A 23,776-nucleotide genomic window follows, 5' to 3' on the forward strand; every position below is an offset into this window, starting at 1 on the left:
GTCAGTGCTCCAGTCGATCGAATTGAATACGCGGGTCGACCAGGACGTAGCACAGGTCGGAGATGAGCTTGGTCACCAGGCCAATGAGCGTGAACAGATACAACGAGCCGAGCACGACCGGATAGTCGCGCCGCTGCACCGATTCGTACGAGAGACGCCCCAGCCCATCGAGCGAGAACAGCGTCTCGATCAGCAGGCTGCCCGCGAAGAACGCGCCAATGAAGGCCGATGGGAAACCAGTGATCAGCGGAATCAACGCGTTGCGAAAGATGTGCTTGAACAGCACCTTGCGCTCGGAGAGTCCCTTGGCGCGCGCGGTGAGCACGTACTGGCGGCGAATTTCGTCGAGGAACGCGTTCTTCGTGAGCATCGTGACGACCGCGAAACTCCCCACGACCGACGCCGTCACCGGCAGCGTGATGTGCCACAGGTAGTCGGTGATCTTCGCCGGCCACGATAAATCGCTCCAATTATCGGAGACGAGTTCGCGCAACGGGAACAACTGCCAGAACGTGCCGCCGCCGAAGAGCACCAGCAGCAACACCCCGAGCACGAAGCCCGGGATCGCGTAGCCGACGAGCACCACCAGACTCGTGAGCGTGTCGAATCGGGAGCCGTTGCGCACCGCCTTGGCGATACCCAACGGCACCGATATCAGGTATGTGAGGAAAAACGTCCACAGGCCCAGGGAGATCGATACGGGCAACTTCGAGACGATCAGCGACCACACGCTCTGGTGATGGAAGTAACTCTGGCCGAGATCGAATTTCGCGAAGCGCTTGAGCATGAGCCAGTAACGCTGCGCCGGCGTCTTGTCGAACCCGTACAACGCCTTGATCTGGGCCAGTTGTTGCGGGTCGATGCCGCGCCGTCCGCGATAGTCGCTCGCGGCGCCGCCACCGCTCGCTTCCCCGCCGCCACCGCGCCCCTTGAGTTCGAGCATGACCTGCTCGACCGGACCGCCGGGCACAAATTGGATGACCACGAAGGTCAGCGTGATCACACCGAGCAGCGTCGGGATCATGATCAGCAGGCGTTTGAGAATGTAGGACCACATGGTTGGGGGCAGCTCCTGTCGGTTCCTGACTCGGTGACGTGCTATCGGGACGCGGCGGACGCCGGAGACGGCGCAGCGGACATCGACGCCCCGGGCGTCGCCGCCTGCGTCTGCCCCACACGCGAATCCCACCACGTCGACACGAGCCAGCCTTCGGCGGTGTAGTACTTCGGCAACTTGTCCGGGAAGTGCAGATATTGCTTGTAGGCCATGCGGTGCGTCGACGAGAACCAGTGCGGCACGATGTAGTAGCCATGCATCAGCACGCGGTCGAGCGCGCGCGCCGCGGCCACGAGGTCGTCGTAGGTATGCGCACGCACGAGATCGGCCATGAGCGCATCGACGGCGGGATCCTTCAGACCGATGGCGTTATCGGAGCCTTCCACGTCAGCCGAGTGGCTGCCAAAGCGGTCAAGCAATTCGGTGCCGGGAATCTGCGAGTCGGGATAGCGCAGCGAAATCATGTCGAAGTCGAACGCCTCCAGACGCTTCTGATACAACGCGAAGTCGCTCGTGCGAAAGTTCAGCGTAATACCCAGCTTGGCGAGGTTGCGGGCGTAAGCCGAGGCGACCGGCCCCATCGCACCGCCATCGTCGAGAAACTCGAAGACGAACGGCTCGCCTTTCGCGTTACGCAATGCACCGTCGCGATAGGTCCAGCCGGCCTGCGCCAGCAGCTCGCGCGCCTGGCGCAGGTTCTCACGCAGACTGGCGGGCGGGGTCGTCGTCGGCTGCACGACCATCGGCCCGAACACGGCCGGATCGAGCGATTTGCGCAGCGGTTCGAGCAGCTTGCGCTCCGCCTCGCTCGGCAGGCCACGCGCGGCGAGATCGCTGTTGGTGAAATAGCTGTCGATGCGCTGATACTGGTTGTAGAACAGCTGACGGTTAAGCCACTGATAATCGAGCGCAAGATCCAGCGCCCGACGCACGCGCACATCGCGAAATTTGTCGCGTCGCAGGTTCAGGATGAAGCCCTGCATGCCCGCCGTGTTGTGATGCGCGAACTCGCGCTTGATCAGTTCGCCATCGCGAAAGCGCTTCCCCACATAGCTGCGCACCCAGCTTCTCGCACGGTATTCGGTAATGGCGTCGAACTCGCCCGCCTTGAAGCCTTCGAGCCGCACGATGTCGTCGGAGTACAGCTTGTAGACGATGCGCTCGAAGTTATAGGTGCCGCGTCGCACGGGCAACGCGTTGCCCCAGTACTCAGGGTTGCGCCGGAAGGTGATGCGCCTTCCGCCGTCATACGACTCGATGAGATACGGACCACTGGCGATGGGCGTCTCGAACGTCAGCGCGTCGAAGGCCTTGCGCTTGCCGTTCGCGCCGGCCCCCCACTTGGGCGAAAACACCGGCACCGTTGCCACGAGCAGCGGCAGGTCGGGACTCACGCGACGGAAGTCGAAGCGCACACGACGCGCGTCGAGCACGCTCACACTTTTCACGTCCGCGAACATCACCTTGAAGCCCGGCGAGGCCTGCGGGCTCATCAGCGTATCGAACGAATACTTGACGTCTTGCGCCGTCACCGCGTCGCCGTTGTTGAAGCGTGCGGCCGGATTGAGGTGGAACGTGACTGACGCGCCATCGGGGGCCACCGCGATGTCGTCGGCGAGCAGGCCGTAGACGGTGGCAGGTTCGTCGGCGCTGCCAATGCCGAGCGTCTCGAACATGAGGCCGAGCACGCCCGGGGCCGACGTGCCGCGCAGCGTGAATGGATTGAACTTGTCGAAGCTGGTGCGGCGGTCGGGGTTCGCCAGCGTCAGCGTGCCGCCACGCGGCGCATCGGGATTGACGTAGTCGAAGTGTGTGAACCCTTGCGGATACTTCGGTTCGCCGTATTGGGCAATGGCGTACTTCGCCTGCGCCGACGGCGCCAGCAACAGGGCGACGGCGAGGGCGGGAACGACGGTCAGCACGCGGACCAGAGAAGTCACGAAGCGGCTGAGCGGGCCGCGTGTCGTGTATGGGTGCCGTGAAGTGGGCGCTTTCATGCGTCTCCTGTGTTGGTCGGCCAGCACCAGCCTGCCGGGGCCCGGACGCATCCAGCCCCCCTCCCCTTCGCCCCGCCACCGTGTTTGGCGACGTGGCATAACGGCGCGTAACATCTCGTCATGGCGCATCCCTGTGCCGTCACGCACAATTCCCGCACGAGGCTTGGCGACATGGCCGGACCGCGCGACAATTGTACCCAAAAGCCCGGCGGTTACCGCACTGAAAGACACAATCTCGCCGGCCCGGTTCCCCTGTTTCCGCCCTGGAGGCCGACGTTGAGTGCTACACGATCGCCTGCGCAGAACCCCAACCGTACCCTGCCTCGCTGGCTCGCCCGATTTTTCTTTCAATGCGTGGAAGCGGCGCAACGTCGTATTGCGCGTGGGTCATTGGTCGGCGACCGACCCATTTTCGACAACGCGCAGTTCCCGTGGGTCGAAGCCCTCGAAGCGCAGGCGCCGGCCATCGCCGCGGAACTCGACGCCGTCCTCGCCACGCCCGGGCGTTTGCCGGCGTTTCACGAAATCTCGCCCGACGTCGCCACCATCACGCAGGATCATCAGTGGCAGACCTTCGTGTTTCTCGGCTACGGCATGCGCGCCGAGCGCAATCTCGCGCGCTGCCCGGCCACCGCGGCCGCCCTCGACGGCATTCCCGGGTTGCGCACCGCGTTCTTCTCGATCCTCGCGCCGGGCAAGCAGATCCCGCTGCATCGAGGTCCTTACAACGGGGTGCTGCGCCTGCATCTTGCACTGAAGGTGCCGCGCGAGCGGGAGCACTGCTGGATCGAAGTCGACGCTCAGCGTTACGCCTGGCAAGCGAACCGCGCCGTGATCTTCGACGACGCCTATCCCCATCAGGTGCACAACGATACGCCCGAGACACGCGTGGTGCTGTTCGTCGACTTCGAGCGCCCATGCAAAGTCCCGGTATCATGGCTCAACAAGTTGCTGCTGGCCTTCGCGCCGCTCACGCCGGAGTTGCAGCAGGCGAAGGCAAATCACGAACAGTGGGAGCGCGATTATTACGCGGCGCCCGCGCCGGCCGCCAACCCGGCAACGCCCCCTGAGAATGCGGACTCGCCGACCACGAAGGCCGTGGCCGACGACCACGCACACGGCTGACGCGACGCATAAAAAAACGCCAGCGACGTTTTCGCTGGCGTTTCAGTGGGGTAGCCGGACCTACGAAGGCCGGCCGGGCTGCGCGAGCGCGTCCTGCGCGGGCGGTGGGACGAAGTTCGCCGCAAGCACCGCGACCAGCGCCGCCGCCATCATCGCGCCGATGCCGAGCGCGGCATCGCCGAAGTGGAGGTACGCCACCTTCATCGTCTCGATCACGGCCACGGCCACAACGATGGTGATCATGCTGAGCATGCCGGCCACCGTCGCACGATTGGGACTCTCGACAGCGAACAACGACTGCCGATACACCACCCCGTAACACAGGCCCATGCCGAACGCATGCAACGACGTGCCAACGAGAAGGGCCGGATAGCCCGGCGCTAGAATCGCCGTACCGATGAGCGACACCGCCGCGCCAATCAGCATCGCCGCCACGCCCGTCGCCAGCAATCGGCCATTCGACCAACGCCCGACCTGACGCGCGAGCAACACATTGCCGAGAATCAGCGCCGCGAAGACCGGCACTTGCAGCAACGCGTATTGCATCTGCGACAAACCGGCGCGCTCGATCAGGAACACCGGGCCGAGGGCGATCCATGTCAGCAGCGGCGTGATGGCAAGCCCCGTGAGCACGGCACCGCGCCAGAACCGCGCGCTCGAGAGCGGCAGCTTGTAGCCCGTCCAGAGCTGCTTCGCGTTCAGCGCCGTGCGGTCATGGCGCGACAGTTCCGGCATGGTGCGATACAGCCCCACGAACGAAAACACCGCCACGATGGCGATGAGCCAGAAGATGCTGCGCCATGGCCAGTACGACACCACGGCCGCACCCGCGAGCGGACCGAACAACGGCGAGAGCAGCGAAACGTTCGCCATGAGCGCCATGACACGCACCGCCGTCTTCTCGTCGAACGCTTCGTGCACGGTCGGATAGCCCACCGTCAGCACGAAGCAGCACCCCATGCCCTGGAGGAAGCGCAGCGCAATGAACTGCGGCATCGTCTGCACGTAGTGCGTGGCCAGACAGGCGACGATGAACATCACGAGACCGCCGAGCAGCACGCGACGGCGTCCGAAGCGATCGGCGAGCGGTCCGAGCAGCCATTGCAGGCTGGCGTTGCCGAGCATGGCCGCAGTGAGCGCCAGCGTGGTCATGTCCGCCGACGCCCCGAATTCGCGCGTGACCATCGGCATGCCGGGCATGATCATGTCATTCGAGATATAGACGGCAAACTCGAAGAGCACGAGCGAGAACGGAAACCAGAATCGGGAAACAGACAGGGTGGGGTGAGACACCTAAAGAAGGCTCCTTTGTACAGCCATCGCGCATGGCGAAGGCCCACGTAAAAAGACAACACCCCCGGTACCTGCGAGGCACCGGGGGTGTCGTTTGCATCGATGATGCCGCTTGGTGACGGCTTTCGATCGCTCAGACGTCCAGAAGTTCGACCTCGAAGACCAGCGTGGCGTTGGGCGGAATCACACCGCCGGCGCCGCGTGCGCCATAGCCCAGTTCGGGCGGAATGACCAGCTTGCGCTTGCCGCCGACCTTCATGCCGGCAACGCCTTCATCCCAGCCGCGAATGACCATGCCACCGCCGAGCACGAAGGCGAACGGGTCGTTGCGGTCCTTGCTGGAATCGAATTTCTTGCCATCGGTCAGCCAGCCCGTGTAGTGCACGGTGACGGTCTGACCCGGCGTGGCTTCGGCGCCATCGCCCACTTGCAGATCGTCGTATTGCAGGCCGGAATCGGTAGTGATGATCGACATCGTTGTCCTCGCTCGAAACAGAAAGAGTATCGACGCGCGAGGTATCGCCAACGCGCGAACTCGGGAAAGAAAAAACCCCCGGCTCTCCGCGAAGAGCCGGGGGTGTTCCGCCAAGGCGACTTGGCGGAGACGGAGGGATTCGAACCCTCGATCCAGGTTTTGGCCCAGATGCTCCCTTAGCAGGGGAGTGCCTTCGACCTCTCGGCCACGTCTCCCAAACTTGCCGTCACATCAGGGAGGTGATGTAACGAAGGCGTGATATTACCTACTGTTCGCGATGTCGTCAAACATTATGCGCATCGAAAACCAACAAAATTTGCGCATGTGTCATGCCTTCGACACGCTTGGGGAACATTCCCCGCACTGCCGCGCGAAAATCGCGCGTCGCGCCGCATGCCTCTTGCGCGCATGCGGCACACCGGGTGCCGTCAACGACGCTCAGGCCTGGTCGAGTTCGAACGCCTTGTGCAGCGCGCGCACGGCCAGTTCCATGTACTTCTCGTCGATCAGCACGGAGATCTTGATTTCGGACGTCGAGATCAACTGAATGTTGATGCCCTCTTCCGACAGCGTGCGGAACGCCTTGCTGGCGATACCGACGTGCGAGCGCATGCCCACGCCCACGATCGACACCTTCGAGACCTTCGGGTCGCCCACGACTTCGGCGGCACCGATGTGGCCCTGCACGTCCTTTTGCAGCAGCGTCATGGCGCGCTGGTAGTCGCCGCGCGGCACGGTGAACGTGAAGTCGGTCTTCCCCTCGATGCTCAGGTTCTGGATGATCATGTCGACATCGATGTTCGCGTCGGCGATCGGACCAAGGATCTGGTAGGCGATGCCCGGACGATCCGGCACGCCGCGCACAGTGATCTTGGCCTCGTCGCGCTGGAATGCGATACCCGAGATGATGGCCTTTTCCATTTGTTCGTCTTCCTCAAAAGTAATCAGCGTGCCCGAGCGCGCTTCTTCGTCGAGCGCGATCATCGGGTCGGTCAAGCTCGAGAGCACGCGCGTCTTGACCTGGTACTTGCCGGCAAATTCCACCGAACGGATCTGCAGCACCTTCGAGCCGAGACTGGCCATTTCCAGCATCTCTTCGAAGGTGACCTTGTCGAGGCGACGCGCGTCGTCGACCACGCGCGGGTCGGTCGTGTACACGCCATCGACGTCGGTGTAGATCAGGCACTCATCGGCCTTGAGCGCAGCGGCCACCGCCACCGCCGACGTGTCCGAGCCACCGCGACCCAGCGTGGTCACGTTGCCGTTCGGATCGATCCCCTGGAAACCCGTGATGACGACCACGCGGCCGGCATTGAGATCGGCCATCACGCGCGTGTCGTCGATCTCCGAAATACGAGCTTTGGTGAAGGCGCTGTCGGTCTTGATCGGTACTTGCCAGCCGGCATAGCTCACGGCATCGACGCCCGCTTCCTTGAGCGCCATCGCCAGCAGGGCAACGCTCACTTGCTCGCCCGTGGCGGCAATGGCGTCGAGTTCGCGCGGATCGGGATGGGCCGAAATCTCCTTGGCCAACCCCAGCAGACGATTGGTCTCGCCAGACATGGCCGACGGCACCACCACCATCTTGTAACCGGCCTTGTGCCACTTGGCCACGCGCTTGGCGACATTCTTGATGCGCTCCACCGAGCCCATCGACGTGCCGCCGTATTTGTGTACGATCAGAGCCATAACATTGCTAACACATTGATTTGAAACCGTTTATGAATCACGCACGGAGACCCGCCGAAGGGTATCGGTAGCGTTTCGATTCGCGGAACTTTTGATTATCGCACGAATGTATCGCGTCTGAGCCAGTCTGGCGCAGATTGCACTGCCCAGGACGCAGCGCGCCGCATTCGACAGCAGATTGTGCTGTTTTCGGTCGCTTACGCTTCGTCGCGCCACATCATCCGCCAGCGCGCACCGCGATACTCACCGGTTTGTGCCGCCCCGTCGATCCCCAGGCGCGGCACGAACACGATGTCGTTTCCCTGCCAGACGATCGGCACATGACGCAACCACGCCGCGACGCCGCGGCTTTGATACCAGTGCTTCAGCGAACGCGAATGACCGTGCGCGTGTTCGCGCCATCGCTCCCCACCCGCGCGCGCCCTCGCCACGAGCGGCCGCGCGCGTAGCACGCGCTCGTCGATGGATGCCTCGCCCCCCTCGTCCCCCTCGCCCTCGGCGACCGGCACGAACACAATGCTTCCCTGCCATTGCGGCAACGACCATTCGCGCTCGCCCGACCATCGCAATACGACATCGGAGGCCCCTTCGTCGTGGTGGGCCGCGTCGTACGCCGCGGTCCATTGCAAGGCGTCGCGATACAGACGCAAGACCGCGCCGCCATGCGGCAATTCGAGCGATGCGTCGTCGTGCGCGTCGCGAATCTGTCGCACCCATTCGTCCAGCCGCGCTTCGGGCGGCATCGCCAATCCGCGACGCGCCGCCCAATACCGCAGAAGGTTCGCCAGTCGTGGCGTGTCCAGCGCTTGCAATCGACTGCGCTGCAAACACTCGTTGCCAGACGCCTGGCTCACGCAGGCCATGTCGAAATCCGTCTGCGCGAGCTGATCAAGCAGCGATTGCGCTTGCGCGGCATGACGCGCAAACCGCGCCAATGTTTCCCGATACGCAGGCACGTGGGCCGCGATGGCGGGCATGACATCGTGACGCAGTGCGTTGCGCAAGTAGTGGCGATCGTCGTTCGACGGATCCTCGACCCACGACAGCGAGCGCGCCCTTGCATACGCCAGCAACGTCTCACGCGAGACGTCGAGCATCGGCCGCAGCAGCCGTGCACGACTCGGCTCGCCTGCCGCGACCGGCAACACCCCCTCCACGCCCATTGCCGCCACGCCGGGCAACCCCGCACCGCGCAGCATCTGCAACAGCACGGTCTCGGCCTGATCGTTCGCGTGGTGAGCGCTCAACAGCCAGCCCACACCATGTGCGTCGCAGCACGCCGCCAGCGCTTGATAGCGCGCCGCACGCGCCGCGCCCTCGATGCCCTGCCGGGCGTCGCGCTGCACACTCACCCGTTGCGCCTCGAACCCAAAACCGCGCAGACGCGCCTCGCGCTCGCACGCGGCGAGCCACGCGTCGGCGTGCGTGGACAGTCCGTGATGGATGTGGATGGCCAGCGGTGGTGCGATCGCCTCGCCCGCGTCTCGACGCGCCTGAACCCAATGCGCCAGCGCATCGAGCAGCACCATCGAGTCGAGTCCGCCGCTCAGCGCGACGGCCAGCGGCGGGGTGCCGTGGGAGGGAGGGGCTGACGCGAGGTGCGGCGTCGCGTGCGTCGCCAGGGCGAGGCGCAGCGCGACGTCCACATGGACAACTGCCGCGTCGCTTCGGGCAGAAGCGCACGCGGCAGCGGAAGCATCGTGATGAGGCATGGGATCAGGTGTCATCGCCACCACGGGCGACGACGCCCTGGCAGGCGCGTTACTTCGCGACCGCTTCCTTGTACTTGCCATAGCTCATCAGGCGCTCGAAGCGGCGCTCGAGCAGTTCCTTGTGGCTGTTGCCCTGGAACTGGCGCAGCGAATCGGCCAGCGCACGCTTGAGCATGCCGGCCATACCGAGCGGGTCGCGATGCGCGCCGCCCAGCGGTTCGTTGATGATCTTGTCGATCAGGCCCAGCGCCTTGAGGCGGTGCGCCGTCAGACCCAGCGCCTCGGCCGCCTCGGGCGCCTTGGCCGCGCTCTTCCACAGGATCGACGCGCAACCTTCCGGCGAAATCACCGAATACGTCGAGAACTGCAGCATCATGACCGTGTCGGCAACCGCCACGGCGAGTGCGCCGCCCGAGCCGCCCTCACCGATGATCGTGGTGATGATCGGCGTCTTGAGTTCGGCCATGACGAACAGGTTGTGACCGATGGCTTCGGACTGGCCGCGCTCTTCGGCGTCGATGCCCGGGTAGGCGCCCGGCGTGTCGACGAACGTGAAGATCGGCAGACCGAACTTCTCGGCGAGCTTCATCAGGCGCATGGCCTTGCGATAGCCCTCGGGACGCGGCATGCCGAAGTTGCGCAGCGCACGCTCCTTCGTGTCGCGCCCCTTCTGATGACCGATCACCATGCAGGCCTGGCCGTTGAAACGCGCCATGCCCCCCACGATGGCCAGATCGTCCGAGAACGAGCGATCGCCATGCAATTCATGGAAATCGGTAAAGATGTCGCGAACGTAGTCGAGCGTGTAGGGCCGCTGCGGATGACGCGAAATTTGCGAAACCTGCCACGGCGACAGGTTCGTATAGATGTCCTTGGTGAGCTGCTGGCTCTTCTTCGAGAGGCGCTCGATCTCTTCGGAAATGTCGACGGCTGAATCGTCTTGCACGAAGCGCAGCTCTTCAATCTTCGCTTCGAGTTCGGCGATGGGCTGTTCAAAATCCAAAAAGGTGTTCTTCATCAGGCTTCCCCCGGAAATGCGGCAGCGTATTGTACCGCCGGCAACGTCTACCCGGTCGAGATAGACAACTTTCATTGCCACTCAATCCATAATAGACGTCAATAATGACTGGATGCGATGGGATGGACGCGGATTATACGTCTTTGACTGAACTTTCAGTATTCGACGGGCACCGGTTCGAGGCTTCTCCACATATACCAGGTGGCGACGGAGCGCCACGGCTCCCAATTGGCGGCCACTTCACGCGCTTCGCTGCGTGTGACGGGCTCCCCGCTGAAATAATTGACGCTGATGGCGTTGATCAGCCCGACATCGTCGAGCGGCAGGACGTCGGGGCGCAACAGGTTGAACATCAGGAACATTTCGGCGGTCCAGCGACCGATGCCGCGAATGCCGGTCAACTCCGCAATGACCGCCTCGTCGTCCATGCTGGCCCAGGCGTCGACGTGTAGCGCGCCGGATTTGAAGTGCGTTGCCAGGTCGAGAATGTACTCGGCCTTGCGGCGCGACAGCCCGCAACCGGCGAGCGCATCGTGCCCTACCTTGATGAACTGCGCTGGCGTGAGCTTCGGACAGGTGGCCTGCACGCGATCCCACACGGCCTGCGCGGCCTTCACCGAAATCTGCTGACCGACGATCGAGCGCGCCAGCGTAACGAACGGCTCGCCGCGCCCGGTCAGATGGGCCGGACCAAATTGAGGGATCAACTTCTTGAGAATACGGTCGCGCTTCATGAGATCGGCGCAGGCCTGATCCCAGTAGAGCGGGCGCGTCGCCCCCGCCGCGACCGGTAGCGGCACCACGCCTGTCACGACCTGCTCGACGATGTCGTGGTCGATGCGCTCGATCTCGGGCGTCACGATGCGCGTCTCGCCATCGCGCTTGGCGATGACCCGGCGCGCGTCGTCGGGCGTCGACGGCACGGACTTCACCGGCGCCTTGCGCGCGACCTTCGTTCCTGCCTTCGTTCCTGCCTTCGGTGCGGCCTTTTTTGCGACCTTGTCGGTGACCGGCCTTGCAGCCTTTTCCGCGCTTTTTTGCACGCGCTTTTGTACGCGCTTTTCTACGCCCTTCTCTGCGACTTTTCTGGCGACCTTTTGCGCAACCTGCTTCGCGGTTTTTTGCGCCGGCGGCGGCGCGGCCTTGCGGGCGGCGCCGGCCTGCGTCGCCTTCGCCGTCGTGTTACCCGTCGCGGTCTTGCGACCCGACTTGACGTTCGTCGTCGCGCGCTTGCCGGCTACCTTGACCGGCGCACGGCGTTCGCCATCGTCGGTCGGCGCGACCGATCTGGTGGCCTTCACGGCCCCCTTCGCGCCCTTCGCTGCGGCAGTTTTGATCGCCACCTTAGCGGCCACGGAGTTACGAGTCACCATGAAATTTGCCTCGATGCGTCGCGCTCAGGCACGACGCCATTCGGTGGCGCCTCCGGGACGGTCTTCCAGCACGATCCCTTCGGCCAGCAGTTCGGCGCGAATACGATCGGCCTCGGCGAAATTGCGTTCGCGCTTGGCTTGTGCACGGGCTTCGATGCGCGCCTCGACCGACGTGCGCAAGGCGTCGTCGTCGCCGGCCGAGTCGCTCCCCGCCGCCCCTTGCAGGAACGATTGCGGATCGCGGCCAAGCAGGCCAAGCGTAGCGGCGAGCCCCTGCAACTGACGCACGAGCACCGGATCGCGCTGCTTGTTGATTTCTCCAGCGAGATCGAACAGCACGGCGATCGCCACGGCCGTATTGAAGTCGTCGTTCATCGCCGCGGCGAAACGCTGCGCGAACGGCTCGTTCCAGTCGAGTGGCGCGCCGTCGCCCGTCGCATCCTTAAGCGCTGTATACAGTCGCGTCAGACCGCCACGCGCGTCGTCGAGATGCGCATCGCTGTAATTGAGCGGGCTGCGGTATTGCGCGCGCAGAATGAAAAAGCGCACGACTTCCGCGTCGAACTTCGCGAGCACTTCGCGAATCGTGAAGAAGTTGCCAAGCGACTTGGACATCTTCTCGTTGTCCACACGCACGAAACCGTTGTGCATCCAGTAGTTCACGAACGTTTCGCCCGTCGCGCCCTCGCTCTGGGCGATTTCGTTCTCGTGGTGCGGGAACTGCAGATCCGCCCCGCCGCCGTGAAGGTCGAAGTGATTGCCGAGCAACTGGCAGCTCATCGCCGAGCACTCGATGTGCCAGCCCGGACGGCCCGCGCCCCACGGCGAGGCCCACTTCGACTCGTCGGGCTCGGTCTCCTTAGCGCGCTTCCACAGCACGAAATCGAGCGGATCCTGCTTCGCGGCATTGGCGGCAACCCGCTCGCCAGCGCGCAGATCTTCGATGGACTTGCCCGAGAGTTGTCCGTAGCTGGCGAACTTGCGCACAGCATAATTCACGTCGCCGTCGTCGGCCTGATAGGCGTAACCGTTGCGTTGCAGCGTGCCGATCATGTCGACCATCTGTGGAATGAAGTCGGTGGCACGCGGCTCGTGATCGGGACGCTGCACACCAAGCGCATCGGCATCTTCGTGCATGGCGGCAATGAAGCGCGTCGTCAATTCGCGCATCGTTTCACCGTTCTCGACAGCACGCTTGATGATCTTGTCGTCGATATCGGTAATGTTGCGCACGTAGGTCACGCGGTAGCCGAGCGTTCGCAGCCAACGTTGCACCATATCGAACACCACCATGACGCGCGCATGGCCGATGTGACAGTAGTCGTACACCGTCATCCCGCAAACATACATGCGGACTTCGCCGGGAACGAGAGATACGAACGGCTGTTTGTCTCGCGCGAGCGAGTTGTAGACACGCAGTGAATCCATAGATAAGCGCTTGACCGGGCGGCACCAGCGCCGGGCGCTGCGACGATGTCTCCGGCGCCATCACACACGACGTGACGGGGGCGACATCGCGAGGCGGGCTGCGCGCCGTGCGGTAGAAAAAACGAACCTGCGAACCGTATCCACCGCCATAACAATAAATGGCGCGGGCCGGGCGCAGGTGTTTTGTTAGAATGCGGCCGAGTATAGCATCTCTTGCGCACCTCTCAGGTATCCCAAGCACCCACTATGACGCAACGAAGCCGGTCACTTTTGTCTCCCGCAACGCGCCTGCTCCGCGCACACCGCCCGGTCGCTGCTGCCGCTCGCAGCGCCCGCGCGCTGGCGCTTGCCGGCGTTACCCTCGGCCTCGCGGGCACGTTGTTCTCGCTCCCCGCCGGGGCACAGGCCATCATCGATCCGCCGCCGCCCGCACCGCTGCAAACACCGCAGCAGGCCAGCGAGTCGGCCATCGACAAACTGGTCGCCGCAGGCAAGTTCAACGACGCGCTCGCGAAAGCCGACGAACACCTCAAGCAATATCCGCGCGACGCGCAGGTGCGCTTCACACGCGGGCGCGTGCTCATGGAAATGGGCCGCAACGCCGAAGCCATCGACGCCTTCACCGCGCTCACGCAAGACTTCCCGGAACTGCCCGAGCCGTTCAACAACCTCGCGGCGCTCTACGCGCAGGTCGGTGAGTACGACAAGGCACGCGCGGCCCTCGAGAGCGCGATTCGCAACAACCCGAGTTTCGCCGTGGCGTATGCGAATCTCGGCGACATCTACGCCAAGCTCGCGCAGCAGGCGTATCAGAAATCGCTCAAGCTCGCACCGACCGCGCGCGTGTCGAACCGCGAAAAAATCCTGTCCAACATGCTCGCCCCGCAGCGCGCCGCGCCCGTGAGCCAGACCCCGTCAGCGCCCAAGTCTGGCGACGACGCCGCGCTCAAGAGCGTCGGCAAGTCGGGCAACTAAACCCCGCCCCCGTCGTCCCAAGAATCGATCCCTCATTGCCTACGGAGACATGCATGAATTTTCCGAATCGCCTGCGTCGCGCGCTGCTCGGCGGCGCACTCGCTGCGGCCGCCCTGTCGGGGACGAGCCTGAGTGCGTTCGCGCAGGACGTCCAGCCGCAAGTGTTGTTCAAAACGTCGGCCGGCAACTTCGTCGTCGAACTCAACCCGAAGGCCGCGCCGAAAACGGTCGAGAACTTCCTTCAGTACGTCAACAGCGGTTTCTATAACGGCACGATCTTCCATCGCGTGATTGGCAACTTCATGATCCAGGGCGGCGGTTTCACGCCGGAGATGAATGAAAAGCCCACTCGCGCGCCGATCCCCATCGAATCGCAGAACGGCCTGAAGAACGTGACCGGCGCCATCGCGATGGCCCGGACGTCGAACCCGAACTCCGCGACCGCGCAATTCTTCATCAATGTGAAGGATAATGCGTCACTGGACTACCCCAACCCGGACGGCTACGGCTACGCGGTCTTCGGCAAGGTGGTATCCGGCATGGATACCGTCGAGAAAATCAAGGGCGTTGCCACGACCCGCAAGGGCATGTACCAAGACGTGCCGGCCACGCCCGTCGTGATCGAATCGGCCAGCGTCGTCAAGCGCTGACATTCTCCGGCCCAACGGGACCATTTCATCTGAAGGAAAGCATCATGGTTGAACTGCACACGAATCACGGCGTCATTCGCATCGAACTCGACGCCGACAAGGCGCCGAAGTCGGTCGAGAACTTCCTGAACTACGTCAAGAACGGCTTCTATGACAACACGGTGTTCCACCGCGTGATCAATGGCTTCATGATCCAGGGCGGCGGCTTCGAGCCGGGCATGAAGCAAAAGCCCACCGAGGCGCCGATCGAGAACGAAGCCAACAACGGCCTGAAGAATGTCAAGTACACGCTGGCCATGGCCCGCACGAACGATCCGCATTCGGCCACGGCGCAGTTCTTCATCAACGTCAGCGATAACGACTTTCTGAACCACAGCGCACCGACGCCGCAAGGCTGGGGCTACGCCGTGTTCGGCAAGGTCGTCGAAGGCCAGGACATCGTCGATCAGATCAAGGGCGTGAAGACCGGCTCGAAGGGCTTCCACCAGGACGTGCCGGTGGACGACGTCGTCATCGAGAAGGCCGTGATCGTCGCGTAAGCGCGTCCACCGCCAACGCAGCCTCTCGATGCCAGCATCGACTGCGCGGTGCTCGCCATGCCCTGTGACACCACGGGGCGACGGGCCCGCGCTTTTCATTTCCGATCTTCACCTCTCGCCGGCGCTGCCGCGCACGGTGCAAGTCTTCGAGGACTTCCTGCGCGGCCCCGCGCGTGAAGCGTCCGTCCTGTTCATTCTCGGCGACCTGTTCGAATACTGGATCGGCGACGACATGCTCGACGTCGCCACGCTGACCGACACCCGCACCGAAGCCTCCACGCGCCCCCCCGAACCCCTCGGCGCGTTCGCACGTCGCATGACGGCCGCCATGGCGGAACTGTCCGCGAGCGGCGTGCCGATTGCCGTGATGCGCGGCAATCGGGACTTCCTCCTCGGCAAGCGCTTCGCACGCGCGGCCGGTGCGATCCTGCTCGACGATCCGTGCGTGTTCTCGTTTCTCGGGCAGGCGCTGGTACTCAGTCACGGCGATCAGTTGTGCACCGACGACGTGGGCTATCAGCGCTTTCGACGCGTCGCCCATTCGCCGCTCGGCAAGGCGCTCTTCCTGACGCTGCCGCTGCGCTTGCGCATGGCCATCGCGAATCGCATCCGGCGGCGCAGTGCCGCCAAGGGTGCGCATCGCATGGCCTACGCCGATGCCAACGCGCAAGCCATCGCCGCCCTGCTCGACGCCGCCGGTGAGCGCACGCTTGTGCATGGGCATACGCATCGTCCGGCACGCCATGCCGACGGCCGCCGCGTGCGCTGGGTGTTGCCCGACTGGGAGTTCGATGTGGCGACGCCGCGTGGCGGCTATCTGCAATGGGACAGCCACGGCTTACGGGCGATCGATCTTGCGGACTCCGCCCCCGGCAACCGCTAAGGCGTTGCCCCCCAAAGCAAGGCGGCCCGTGCGGATGACGGGCCGTTTTCGCAAGCACAAGCGCGACCTCGCGCCATGGCGCGTTACATGTCCTGGATTTCCTTGCCCAGCTTGCGCAGCTCCGCGGTATCGATCTTGCTCGCGCCCAACGCTTCGAGATGCGCGCCAAGCTGGTTGAGCGCCGCCACCATCACATCGATCTTGTGCGCCTGATCGGTCGCGTTCTCGATCAGTCCGTGAATGGCAAGCGAGACGGGATCGTCGGCGTTCGGCGTAATGCCATAAGCGGAGAATTCCGGCTTGCGCTCGTGGTCGTTCGGCTTGGCTTGCGTGTCCTCGCGAGGCGCGTCGGGGCGAATGATGCGCGCGGGATTGCCCACCGCCGTGCCGCCGGCGGGCACCGCCTTCACCACCACCGCGTTCGAGCCGATCTTCGCGCCCTCGCCCACGGTGAAACCGCCGAGCACTTTGGCGCCCGCGCCCACGATCACGCCGGGTGCCAGCGTCGGGTGGCGCTTCGCGCCGCGCGCAAGCGACGTGCCGCCGAGAGTGACGCCCTGGTAAATCGTGCAGTCATCGCCAATGACAGCCGTCTCGCCAATCACCACGCCCATGCCGTGATCGATGAAGACGCGGCGGCCAAGCGTCGCCCCCGGGTGAATTTCGATGCCGGTGAGGAAGCGCGCATATTGCGACACGTAGCGGCCAAGCCATTTGAAGCCGGAGGTCCAGCATCCGTGGGCAACGCGATGCAGCATCACGGCATGCAGGCCCGGGTAGCACGTGAAAACTTCCCAGTTGCTGCGGGCAGCCGGGTCTTTCTGTCGAATGGCGGCGATATCTTCGCGAAGACGGGTGAACATGAGTCTGAATTCGATCCTGTGGTGGGTGTCCGGCCGTTCCGGCGCGGATCATCGCGGCGTTACCGGGGCCCGCGCCCTTCGTGAAGGTCGCGCACGGCGGGCACACTGGGTACGGTGGGTGCAAAAAGCGCGGCGAGCGGTGGCGGGTCACCGCCGGTGCTTGCGCTCCAGAATGTGCTTCGCGATGCCGCGCAGGATGTTCACCTCCTCACGCTCCAGATGGCTCTTTGCGAAAAGTCTGCGCAGGCGCGTCATGAGCTTCTTCGGATTCTCGGGGTCGAGAAAATCGAGTTCGACGAGCGCACGCTCCAGATGCACAAGCATGCCTTCGACGTCATCGCGTGTCGCCAGCGACGCATGCGCGGTGGCATCGAGTTCCGAGGGCAACACGGCCACCGTCGCGGCATGCGATCCTTCGCCGCGCTCGCGCGCCAGACAGCCCATGCGCACTTCGTAAGCGATGAGTTGCACCGCCTGCGAGAGATTGAGCGAGCTGTACACCGGGTTGGCGGGGATATGGACAAGCGCATTGCAGCGCTCGACATCGTCATTCGACAAACCCGTGCGCTCACTACCGAACACGAACGCCACCGCCTCGCCCTGCCCCGCGTGCTGCACTGCGATTGCGGCGCTCTCGCGCGGCTCGGCATTGGGCGGCCCGTATTCACGCGAACGCGCCGACAAGGCGACGGCCCAGCTCACGCCCTGCAAGGCCGAATCGAGATCGGGCACGACCCACGCATTTGCCAGCACGTCGTCGGCGCCGCTCGCGAGCGCCACGGCTTCCGGATCGCGCAGCACGTCGGCCCCCGCGCGCGGTGCGGCCAGGACCAACCGGCCAAACCCCATCGTCTTGATTGCACGGGCGGCCGACCCGACGTTGCCGGGATGGCTCGTCTCGTTGAGCACGAAACGCACTTGATCGAACAACGACGACGCGGGATGGGCAACAGCAGACTGTGACATGAGGCAGTGATGAGGAGTGGAAACAGAGGCATGCGAAAACACGACGCGCCGTCACCGGGATCGGAACCGGTCCACGCTTGTCGTTCGGCTCGGCCGGCCGTTCAACGGCAAACGTTGCTATTTTGCCCTGAATCGCGAACGCTGCGGGCGGTCATGATGGCCCCGATCGCCGGACCTCGCCGGTACTGCCATGAAACCGCCGAACCCCGAAAAAGGGTCAGAAGCGGGCGCGAAACCCGAAGACGTCTCAGCGCAAGCGCCGCGTTTTTGCTAAAATGCGCGTTTTCGTCCTTGCAAACGAGCCGCCACCCGGTGCGCGGCGCTTGCGGGGCATCGCTCTTGCTCAATTTGTTCGCTTTGTCTGCCATGCCTGACGGCCGGCCCAGAGGGGGTCGCGCGTACCGACGGCAATGGCCTTAACAGGAATCTGTCATGCAGCATCCCATGCTCAATATCGCGGTGAAGGCCGCGCGCCGCGCCGGCAACATCATCAGCCGCGCCTCTCTCGACATCGACACTGTCAAGGTCACCAAAAAGCAGCACAACGACTTCGTGACGGAAGTGGACAAAGCGGCTGAGCAAGCGATCATCGAAACCCTTCTGCAAGCCTATCCGGACCACGCCATCCTCGCCGAAGAATCGGGTGAGGAACATGGCAAGTCGGGTTCCGAATACCAGTGGATCATCGATCCGCTCGACGGCACCACCAACTTCATTCACGGCCTGCAATACTACTGCACGTCGGTCGCGCTCGCCCACAAGGGTATCGTCTCGCAAGCCGTGATCTACGATCCGACCCGCAACGAACTGTTTACCGCATCGCGTGGCCGTGGCGCCTTTCTCGACGGCAAGCGCATTCGCGTGTCGCGCCGCGATCGTCTGGCCGATGGCCTGATCGGCACCGGCTTCCCGTTCCGCGACCTGCAAGGCGTTGAGAACTATCTGAAGATGTTCGGCACGATGACCGAGCATTGCGCGGGCATCCGCCGTCCGGGCGCGGCGGCACTCGATCTGGCCAACGTCGCGGCCGGCCGCATGGACGGCTTCTTCGAGCAGGGACTGAACGCGTGGGACATGGCGGCCGGCAGCCTGCTGATTACCGAAGCCGGCGGTCTGGTCGGCAACTACACCGGCGAATCGGACTTCCTGTTCGAAGGCGAAGTCCTCGCGGGCAACCCGAAGATCTACGCGCAGATGGTCAAGCTGCTCGAAGGCTATTCGCGCGCCAAGCGTCCGGTGTCGCCGGCCAGGGCCAGCGCCGCCAGCGCGGTTGCCTCGGAAGGCAACCTGCCGTCGTAAGGCGTGCGCAGGGGCGCTGGATGTGATGGCGCCCCCCTCGCAAAAAACCCCGGCGATGCTCGCGCATCCCGGGGTTTTGTGTTTCCGGTGCCGCCGCTGGCGGCCCGGAAAGCGCTCACACGCTGTGTGCCTCAGGCGCCCAGACGCGCCAGCACCGTATCGCGGCCAAGCAGTTCGAGCACGGCGTCGATGGCCGGCGTGTGCGTCGTGCCAACCACGAGCAGACGCACCGGCATCGCGAGCTGCGGCATCTTCATGCCATGCTGGGCGAGCGTGGCCTTGAATGCCGGCGAGATGGCCGCCTTCGTCCACTCGGGCAACGCCGCCAGCGCCACGCCAAGATCCTTCACGGCCGCGCGCGCGGTATCCGTCATGTGCTGGGCCAGATCGTCGTCCGAAGGTGCCGGCTTGCGATAGAACATTTCGGCGCTCGCCGCGATGTCCTTGATCGTGTTCGCCCGGTCCTTGAACAGCCCGACCACACCTGCGAGCGACGGACCGCCTTCGATCGACACGCCCGCCTTCTGCAGGAACGGCTCGGTCAACCCGGCCAGGCGCTCGTTATCCGCCTGCTTGAGGTACTGGTTGTTCATCCACAGCAGCTTTTCGGGATTGTGCTGTGCCGGCGACTTGCCCAGATGATCGAGGTCGAACCACGTCACGAACTGCTCGCGCGAGAACACTTCGGCATCGCCGTGCGCCCAGCCCAGCCGTGCCAGATAGTTCACCACCGCCTCGGGCAGGAACCCTTCCTCGCGATACTGCACCACGCTCATGGCGCCGTTGCGCTTGGACATCTTTTCGCCCTGGTCGTTAAGCACCGTGGGCAGATGGGCGTAGATCGGCGGCTGCTTGCCGAGTGCTTCGAAGATGTTGATCTGACGCGGCGTGTTGTTCACATGGTCGTCGCCACGAATCACGTGCGTGATGTCCATGTCGATGTCATCGACAACCACACAGAAGTTGTAGGTCGGCGTGCCGTCCGGACGCGCGATCACAAGGTCGTCGAGCTCGTCATTCGAGATTTCGATGCGACCCTTGACGGCGTCTTCCCACACCACGCTGCCGGCGAGCGGGTTCTTGAAGCGCAACACCGGCTGCACACCGGCCGGCGGCTCGGGCAGCACCTTGCCCGGCTCCGGACGCCAGCGACCGTCGTAACGCGGCTTCTCACCGCGCTCGCGCTGCTGCTCGCGCAGCTCGTCGAGGGCTTCCATGCTCATGTAGCACGGATAGACGTGACCGGCGGCCTTCAGTTGCTCGAGCACTTCGCGATAGCGATCCATGCGCTGCATCTGGTAGAACGGACCTTCGTCGTAATCGAGGCCGAGCCATTCCATGCCTTCGAGAATGACCTGCACGGCTTCCGGGGTCGAACGCTCGAGATCGGTGTCTTCAATGCGCAACACGAACGCGCCGTGATTGTGACGCGCGAAGGCCCACGGATAAAGAGCGGAACGGATGTTGCCCAGATGGATGAAACCGGTCGGGCTAGGCGCAAAGCGGGTGCGGACAGTGGTCATGATTTGGCGTGGGTGCATCGCGTCGGCGACAAACAAAAACGCCCGCGGCGGAGGGTCTCGCGCAGGCGGGTCGCCAACATTCGGAAGCTGGCATTATATCAGCCACGTGCGCGCACTCACCGAGAACGTGAGGTCGCCCCCCCTTGTGCGCCTTACTTCGTCGATCGGTGATAACGTCGGATACTTCGCCATTCGATCACGGTCGTATTCTTCTTCTCCTGCCATGTCCATCCCGATCCTCGCGCTCCGCGAATACTGCCCGACCGATCGCACCGACACGCATGACTTTCATCAGGTCGTGATCGGACTGTCCGGGCGCATGTCGATGTCGCTGGACGGCAATGCAACGCAATACGGGCGTGTGGGCACGCGCAACGGCGTGGTGATTCCAGCCGGCGTGCGGCATGAGTACCGGGGCGACGGCCCCAACCGACAAGTCGTGCTGGATGTGCCGTCGCGTCTGGCGACGGCGACAGGCTCGCAGCGCGCGTTTGCGCACGAGGCTTTTTTCACGCTCGACGCGAACCTGCTGGCAATGGCCCGGCGCGTGAGCGCGCGCATGGACGGCGAGTGTCCCCTGAGCGCGAACGACCCTGTCGTGCGTGCTTGGCTGGGCGCCCTCACGGCGCGGCTGGCGTCGTCTCGCCCCGCACAGCGCTCCGTTCGGCTGGACCTGGCGTGCATCGACGCCCGACTGCGCACTGCGCTGGCAACGCCACCAGGTACGGGAACGCTGGCACGGGAAGCCGGCATGAGCGTGCGTCATTTTCACGATGCCTTTGTCGCGATCACCGGCGAGACGCCTCACCAGCATCTGATGCGCCTGCGGCTCGCACGTGCGGCCACATTGCTGAGCACCGGTGACGCAACGCTCGCCGACATCGCCCTGGAGGTCGGCTTCAACGACCAAAGCGCCCTGTCCCACGCGTTTCGCCAGCACTACGGCCAGCCCCCCGCCGCGTGGCGGCGCCAGCGCCTCGCCCGCGGCGCTTCAGGCTAAGTCGATCGCTCGGCTGCAGGCACATTGGTCGGAATGCGCCGAATAACGAATAGAATTCGCCCAAAAATATTCGCATCCACGACACCAATCTCCCAATTTCTGGTCGAATTGCGGCGCTGACCGGTGCCAGACGCCACGCCGCATGCCAACCGGAACTGGCCCGGCACCGGACAAGCGGCCATCGACAGGCACGCAACGACGTGCGCGACGCATTGGGAGACACGCACCTTGAAACCACTTCTCTACCGCCTGCTCATCGGACTGGGCGGCCTGGCCCTGTTCTGGGCGTTCGGCATGCTCAGCGCCAAAGAGTACGGCAAGAGCGCGGCGCTCATGGCAACCGCCCTACCCGGGCTTACGGGCTTGTGCCTGATGCTGCGCACGCGCCCGGCATGGCTGAGCGCGACAACGCTGGGCATCGTTGCCGTCTTCTTTCTCGACGCAGCCACCAAAGGGTTTCTGCGCGACTACTTCGGTCTGCGCCCGAACCATCTGCTGGTCCTGCAAGCGGTGTTCAACACGAACCCTTCGGAAGCCAGCGAGTTCTTCCGCCACCACTGGCGCGACCTCGCCGAGGCAAGCGGGGTCTTCGCCGTGCTGATGTCGGCGGTCGTCGTGCTCGAGCGCCGCCTGTCGCGGGCGGAGGCCGCGAACGCTCTACCGCCAATGCGGCGCCGCAGCCAAATCGCCGTGACCAGCCTGCTCCTGGGCTTTTTCGCGCTGCATCTGAATCCGACGATGGCCAAGGAAAACCCGCTGCTCTACTGGCCGATCCGCTATCTCGACTACCAGCGACAACTCGCGCATGCCGACACGCTTCAACGCGAACTCGACCGCAACATGGCCCAGCGCAACGACTGGCGCGTGCAGTATCGGGGGCCCGCGCGCAAGACCGTTGTGTGGGTGATCGGCGAGAGCCTGAACCGCAACAACATGTCGCTCTACGGCTATGCGCGCAACACCACGCCGATGCTCGACGCATTGCGGCGCGAACTCACCGTCTTCCGTGACGTGGTGTCGTCCGAGCCCGCGACCATGGCCTCCCTCATCAAGATGCTCACTCCCGCAAGCCTCGCCGATCCCGACGCCTGGACGCATCAGCCCGATCTCGTCATGCTCGCCAAGGAAGCGGGATATCGCACCTACTGGATCTCGAATCAGGCGCCCAACGACGGCTGGCTGGGACTCGTCGCCAATCGCGCCGACGAGCGGGTCTTCATCAACAAGGGCTTGGGGCGCGGCGAGAACAATTACGACGGCAACCTGTTGCCGGAGGTCGAAGCCGCACTCGCGAGCGACGCCCCCCGCAAGCTTATCGTCGTGCATCTGCTCGGCGCGCATCCGACCTACGATATGCGTTACCCGGAGGCCTTTGCACGCTTCGACAACACGGACGATGCCGTCGTGCGCCAACTCGCGACGCAAGGTCGGTCGCTCTGGGTGCGTCGCTTGCGCAACGAATATGACAACGCCATCGCCTACAACGATTACGTGGTCGCCAGTCTGATCCGCAAGACTATGGCGGCCACGGCGACGTCCGACGCCAGCCTGCTGTTCAGCTCAGACCACGCCCAGGAGGTTGGTCACACCCGCAATCACACCGGACAGTCTGTCGCCGATGCCTCCGGCTACGAGATCCCGATGCTCGTCTGGACGCGAGGCAGGATCGATGCGAAGCGGCGCGCAACGCTGGAATCCCGGCCCTATCAAACCGATCAGCTCGACCACACCATGCTCGGCCTGCTCGACATCGACACGACTTACTACAATGCGTCGCACGACGTGATGAGCGACGCGTTTGCCCCGGCAGCGCGCAGCATCAACGCACGCCCGTATCGAGCATCCATGGATATGGCGTCGGCCGACGGGGCAACAAAAAAGCCGATGCGATAGCTCGCATCGGCTTGCGAC

At 64.1% G+C, this 23,776-nt stretch carries 20 protein-coding genes and 1 tRNA gene; 8 read left to right on the forward strand and 13 right to left on the reverse strand.

Annotated features, from left to right (window positions below):
- Position 1 precedes the first annotated feature (1 nt).
- Both BGP02_RS15360 and BGP02_RS15365 read right to left on the reverse strand, forming a co-directional pair.
- The gene (locus BGP02_RS15360) at positions 2-1,057 is read right to left on the reverse strand and encodes a microcin C ABC transporter permease YejB (RefSeq protein WP_017234711.1); all 1,056 of its coding nucleotides are present in this window, start codon (positions 1,055-1,057) and stop codon (positions 2-4) included.
- A 41-nt stretch (positions 1,058-1,098) separates the two neighbouring features.
- Entirely contained in the window at positions 1,099-3,054 is a 1,956-nt protein-coding gene (locus BGP02_RS15365; RefSeq protein ID WP_286798810.1) for an extracellular solute-binding protein, read from the reverse strand.
- Positions 3,055-3,330: 276 nt separating this feature from the next.
- Between BGP02_RS15365 and BGP02_RS15370 the strand changes: the two genes are divergently transcribed.
- Positions 3,331-4,179: an aspartyl/asparaginyl beta-hydroxylase domain-containing protein gene (locus BGP02_RS15370; protein WP_254440954.1), complete on the forward strand. Its 849-nt coding sequence runs from the start codon at positions 3,331-3,333 to the stop codon at positions 4,177-4,179.
- A 60-nt stretch (positions 4,180-4,239) separates the two neighbouring features.
- Here BGP02_RS15370 and BGP02_RS15375 read toward each other — a convergent pair whose 3' ends face one another.
- The 8 genes from BGP02_RS15375 to cysS form a co-directional block, all read right to left on the reverse strand.
- Positions 4,240-5,472, reverse strand: a complete 1,233-nt coding sequence (locus tag BGP02_RS15375) for an MFS transporter (protein ID WP_150563017.1) — start codon at positions 5,470-5,472, stop codon at positions 4,240-4,242.
- A 133-nt stretch (positions 5,473-5,605) separates the two neighbouring features.
- Positions 5,606-5,947, reverse strand: a complete 342-nt coding sequence (locus tag BGP02_RS15380; protein ID WP_017234707.1) for an FKBP-type peptidyl-prolyl cis-trans isomerase — start codon at positions 5,945-5,947, stop codon at positions 5,606-5,608.
- A gap of 121 nt (positions 5,948-6,068) precedes the next feature.
- Positions 6,069-6,162 (reverse strand) — tRNA-Ser (locus BGP02_RS15385).
- 223 nt (positions 6,163-6,385) lie between these two features.
- Positions 6,386-7,636, reverse strand: coding sequence for an aspartate kinase (locus tag BGP02_RS15390; protein WP_130025635.1), 1,251 nt, complete (start codon positions 7,634-7,636; stop codon positions 6,386-6,388).
- A gap of 197 nt (positions 7,637-7,833) precedes the next feature.
- Entirely contained in the window at positions 7,834-9,348 is a 1,515-nt protein-coding gene (gene tilS / locus BGP02_RS15395) for a tRNA lysidine(34) synthetase TilS (RefSeq protein WP_286798811.1), read from the reverse strand.
- A gap of 49 nt (positions 9,349-9,397) precedes the next feature.
- Positions 9,398-10,366, reverse strand: coding sequence for an acetyl-CoA carboxylase carboxyltransferase subunit alpha (locus tag BGP02_RS15400; protein WP_017234704.1), 969 nt, complete (start codon positions 10,364-10,366; stop codon positions 9,398-9,400).
- A gap of 155 nt (positions 10,367-10,521) precedes the next feature.
- Complete coding sequence (locus BGP02_RS15405) at positions 10,522-11,409, reverse strand: DNA-3-methyladenine glycosylase family protein (RefSeq protein WP_286798839.1); 888 nt, start codon at positions 11,407-11,409, stop codon at positions 10,522-10,524.
- Positions 11,410-11,763: 354 nt separating this feature from the next.
- Positions 11,764-13,167, reverse strand: a complete 1,404-nt coding sequence (gene cysS / locus BGP02_RS15410) for a cysteine--tRNA ligase (RefSeq protein ID WP_017234702.1) — start codon at positions 13,165-13,167, stop codon at positions 11,764-11,766.
- A gap of 270 nt (positions 13,168-13,437) precedes the next feature.
- On the opposite strand from cysS, the gene BGP02_RS15415 reads away from it, so the two are divergent.
- From BGP02_RS15415 to BGP02_RS15430, 4 genes are all read left to right on the forward strand, one after another.
- On the forward strand, positions 13,438-14,142 hold the full coding sequence (locus BGP02_RS15415) for a tetratricopeptide repeat protein (protein ID WP_261938756.1): 705 nt from the start codon (positions 13,438-13,440) through the stop codon (positions 14,140-14,142).
- A 71-nt stretch (positions 14,143-14,213) separates the two neighbouring features.
- Positions 14,214-14,792 carry a peptidylprolyl isomerase gene (locus tag BGP02_RS15420; RefSeq protein ID WP_026132098.1) on the forward strand — a complete coding sequence of 193 codons (579 nt, stop codon included), beginning with the start codon at positions 14,214-14,216 and terminating at the stop codon, positions 14,790-14,792.
- 44 nt (positions 14,793-14,836) lie between these two features.
- The gene (locus tag BGP02_RS15425; protein ID WP_017234700.1) at positions 14,837-15,331 is read left to right on the forward strand and encodes a peptidylprolyl isomerase; all 495 of its coding nucleotides are present in this window, start codon (positions 14,837-14,839) and stop codon (positions 15,329-15,331) included.
- Positions 15,332-15,395: 64 nt separating this feature from the next.
- Positions 15,396-16,214 carry a UDP-2,3-diacylglucosamine diphosphatase gene (locus tag BGP02_RS15430; protein ID WP_017234699.1) on the forward strand — a complete coding sequence of 273 codons (819 nt, stop codon included), beginning with the start codon at positions 15,396-15,398 and terminating at the stop codon, positions 16,212-16,214.
- 83 nt (positions 16,215-16,297) lie between these two features.
- On the opposite strand, the gene cysE is transcribed toward BGP02_RS15430, so the two are convergent.
- Both cysE and BGP02_RS15440 read right to left on the reverse strand, forming a co-directional pair.
- Positions 16,298-17,077 (reverse strand): serine O-acetyltransferase, encoded by a 780-nt coding sequence (gene cysE, locus BGP02_RS15435; protein ID WP_017234698.1) that lies wholly within the window; start codon positions 17,075-17,077, stop codon positions 16,298-16,300.
- A 147-nt stretch (positions 17,078-17,224) separates the two neighbouring features.
- A complete protein-coding gene (locus BGP02_RS15440) occupies positions 17,225-18,043 on the reverse strand; it encodes an RNA methyltransferase (protein WP_268567601.1) in 819 nt (272 codons plus the stop codon).
- 432 nt (positions 18,044-18,475) lie between these two features.
- Here BGP02_RS15440 and BGP02_RS15445 point away from each other — a divergent pair, with 432 nt between their 5' ends.
- Positions 18,476-19,342: an inositol monophosphatase family protein gene (locus tag BGP02_RS15445; RefSeq protein WP_017234696.1), complete on the forward strand. Its 867-nt coding sequence runs from the start codon at positions 18,476-18,478 to the stop codon at positions 19,340-19,342.
- 131 nt (positions 19,343-19,473) lie between these two features.
- On the opposite strand, the gene gltX is transcribed toward BGP02_RS15445, so the two are convergent.
- Positions 19,474-20,868 (reverse strand): glutamate--tRNA ligase, encoded by a 1,395-nt coding sequence (gene gltX, locus BGP02_RS15450; protein WP_286798840.1) that lies wholly within the window; start codon positions 20,866-20,868, stop codon positions 19,474-19,476.
- Positions 20,869-21,088: 220 nt separating this feature from the next.
- On the opposite strand from gltX, the gene BGP02_RS15455 reads away from it, so the two are divergent.
- Positions 21,089-21,865, forward strand: a complete 777-nt coding sequence (locus tag BGP02_RS15455; protein ID WP_286798813.1) for a helix-turn-helix domain-containing protein — start codon at positions 21,089-21,091, stop codon at positions 21,863-21,865.
- 228 nt (positions 21,866-22,093) lie between these two features.
- Positions 22,094-23,758: a phosphoethanolamine transferase gene (locus BGP02_RS15460; protein ID WP_261938758.1), complete on the forward strand. Its 1,665-nt coding sequence runs from the start codon at positions 22,094-22,096 to the stop codon at positions 23,756-23,758.
- Positions 23,759-23,776: the final 18 nt, after the last annotated feature.

The sequence above is a fragment of the Pandoraea sp. 64-18 genome (genome assembly GCF_001899225.1).
Classification (GTDB): domain Bacteria; phylum Pseudomonadota; class Gammaproteobacteria; order Burkholderiales; family Burkholderiaceae; genus Pandoraea; species Pandoraea cepalis.

Bases quoted from the DNA above. Each gene is read 5' to 3' on its own strand.
- BGP02_RS15360 (WP_017234711.1), bottom strand. From the start codon at position 1,057: ATGTGGTCCTACATTCTCAAACGCCTGCTGATCATGATCCCGACGCTG.
- BGP02_RS15365 (WP_286798810.1), bottom strand. From the start codon at position 3,054: ATGAAAGCGCCCACTTCACGGCACCCATACACGACACGCGGCCCGCTC.
- BGP02_RS15380 (WP_017234707.1), bottom strand. From the start codon at position 5,947: ATGTCGATCATCACTACCGATTCCGGCCTGCAATACGACGATCTGCAA.
- BGP02_RS15390 (WP_130025635.1), bottom strand. From the start codon at position 7,636: ATGGCTCTGATCGTACACAAATACGGCGGCACGTCGATGGGCTCGGTG.
- tilS (WP_286798811.1), bottom strand. From the start codon at position 9,348: ATGCCTCATCACGATGCTTCCGCTGCCGCGTGCGCTTCTGCCCGAAGC.
- BGP02_RS15400 (WP_017234704.1), bottom strand. From the start codon at position 10,366: ATGAAGAACACCTTTTTGGATTTTGAACAGCCCATCGCCGAACTCGAA.
- cysS (WP_017234702.1), bottom strand. From the start codon at position 13,167: ATGGATTCACTGCGTGTCTACAACTCGCTCGCGCGAGACAAACAGCCG.
- BGP02_RS15425 (WP_017234700.1), top strand. From the start codon at position 14,837: ATGGTTGAACTGCACACGAATCACGGCGTCATTCGCATCGAACTCGAC.
- cysE (WP_017234698.1), bottom strand. From the start codon at position 17,077: ATGTTCACCCGTCTTCGCGAAGATATCGCCGCCATTCGACAGAAAGAC.
- BGP02_RS15440 (WP_268567601.1), bottom strand. From the start codon at position 18,043: ATGTCACAGTCTGCTGTTGCCCATCCCGCGTCGTCGTTGTTCGATCAA.
- BGP02_RS15445 (WP_017234696.1), top strand. From the start codon at position 18,476: ATGCAGCATCCCATGCTCAATATCGCGGTGAAGGCCGCGCGCCGCGCC.
- BGP02_RS15455 (WP_286798813.1), top strand. From the start codon at position 21,089: ATGTCCATCCCGATCCTCGCGCTCCGCGAATACTGCCCGACCGATCGC.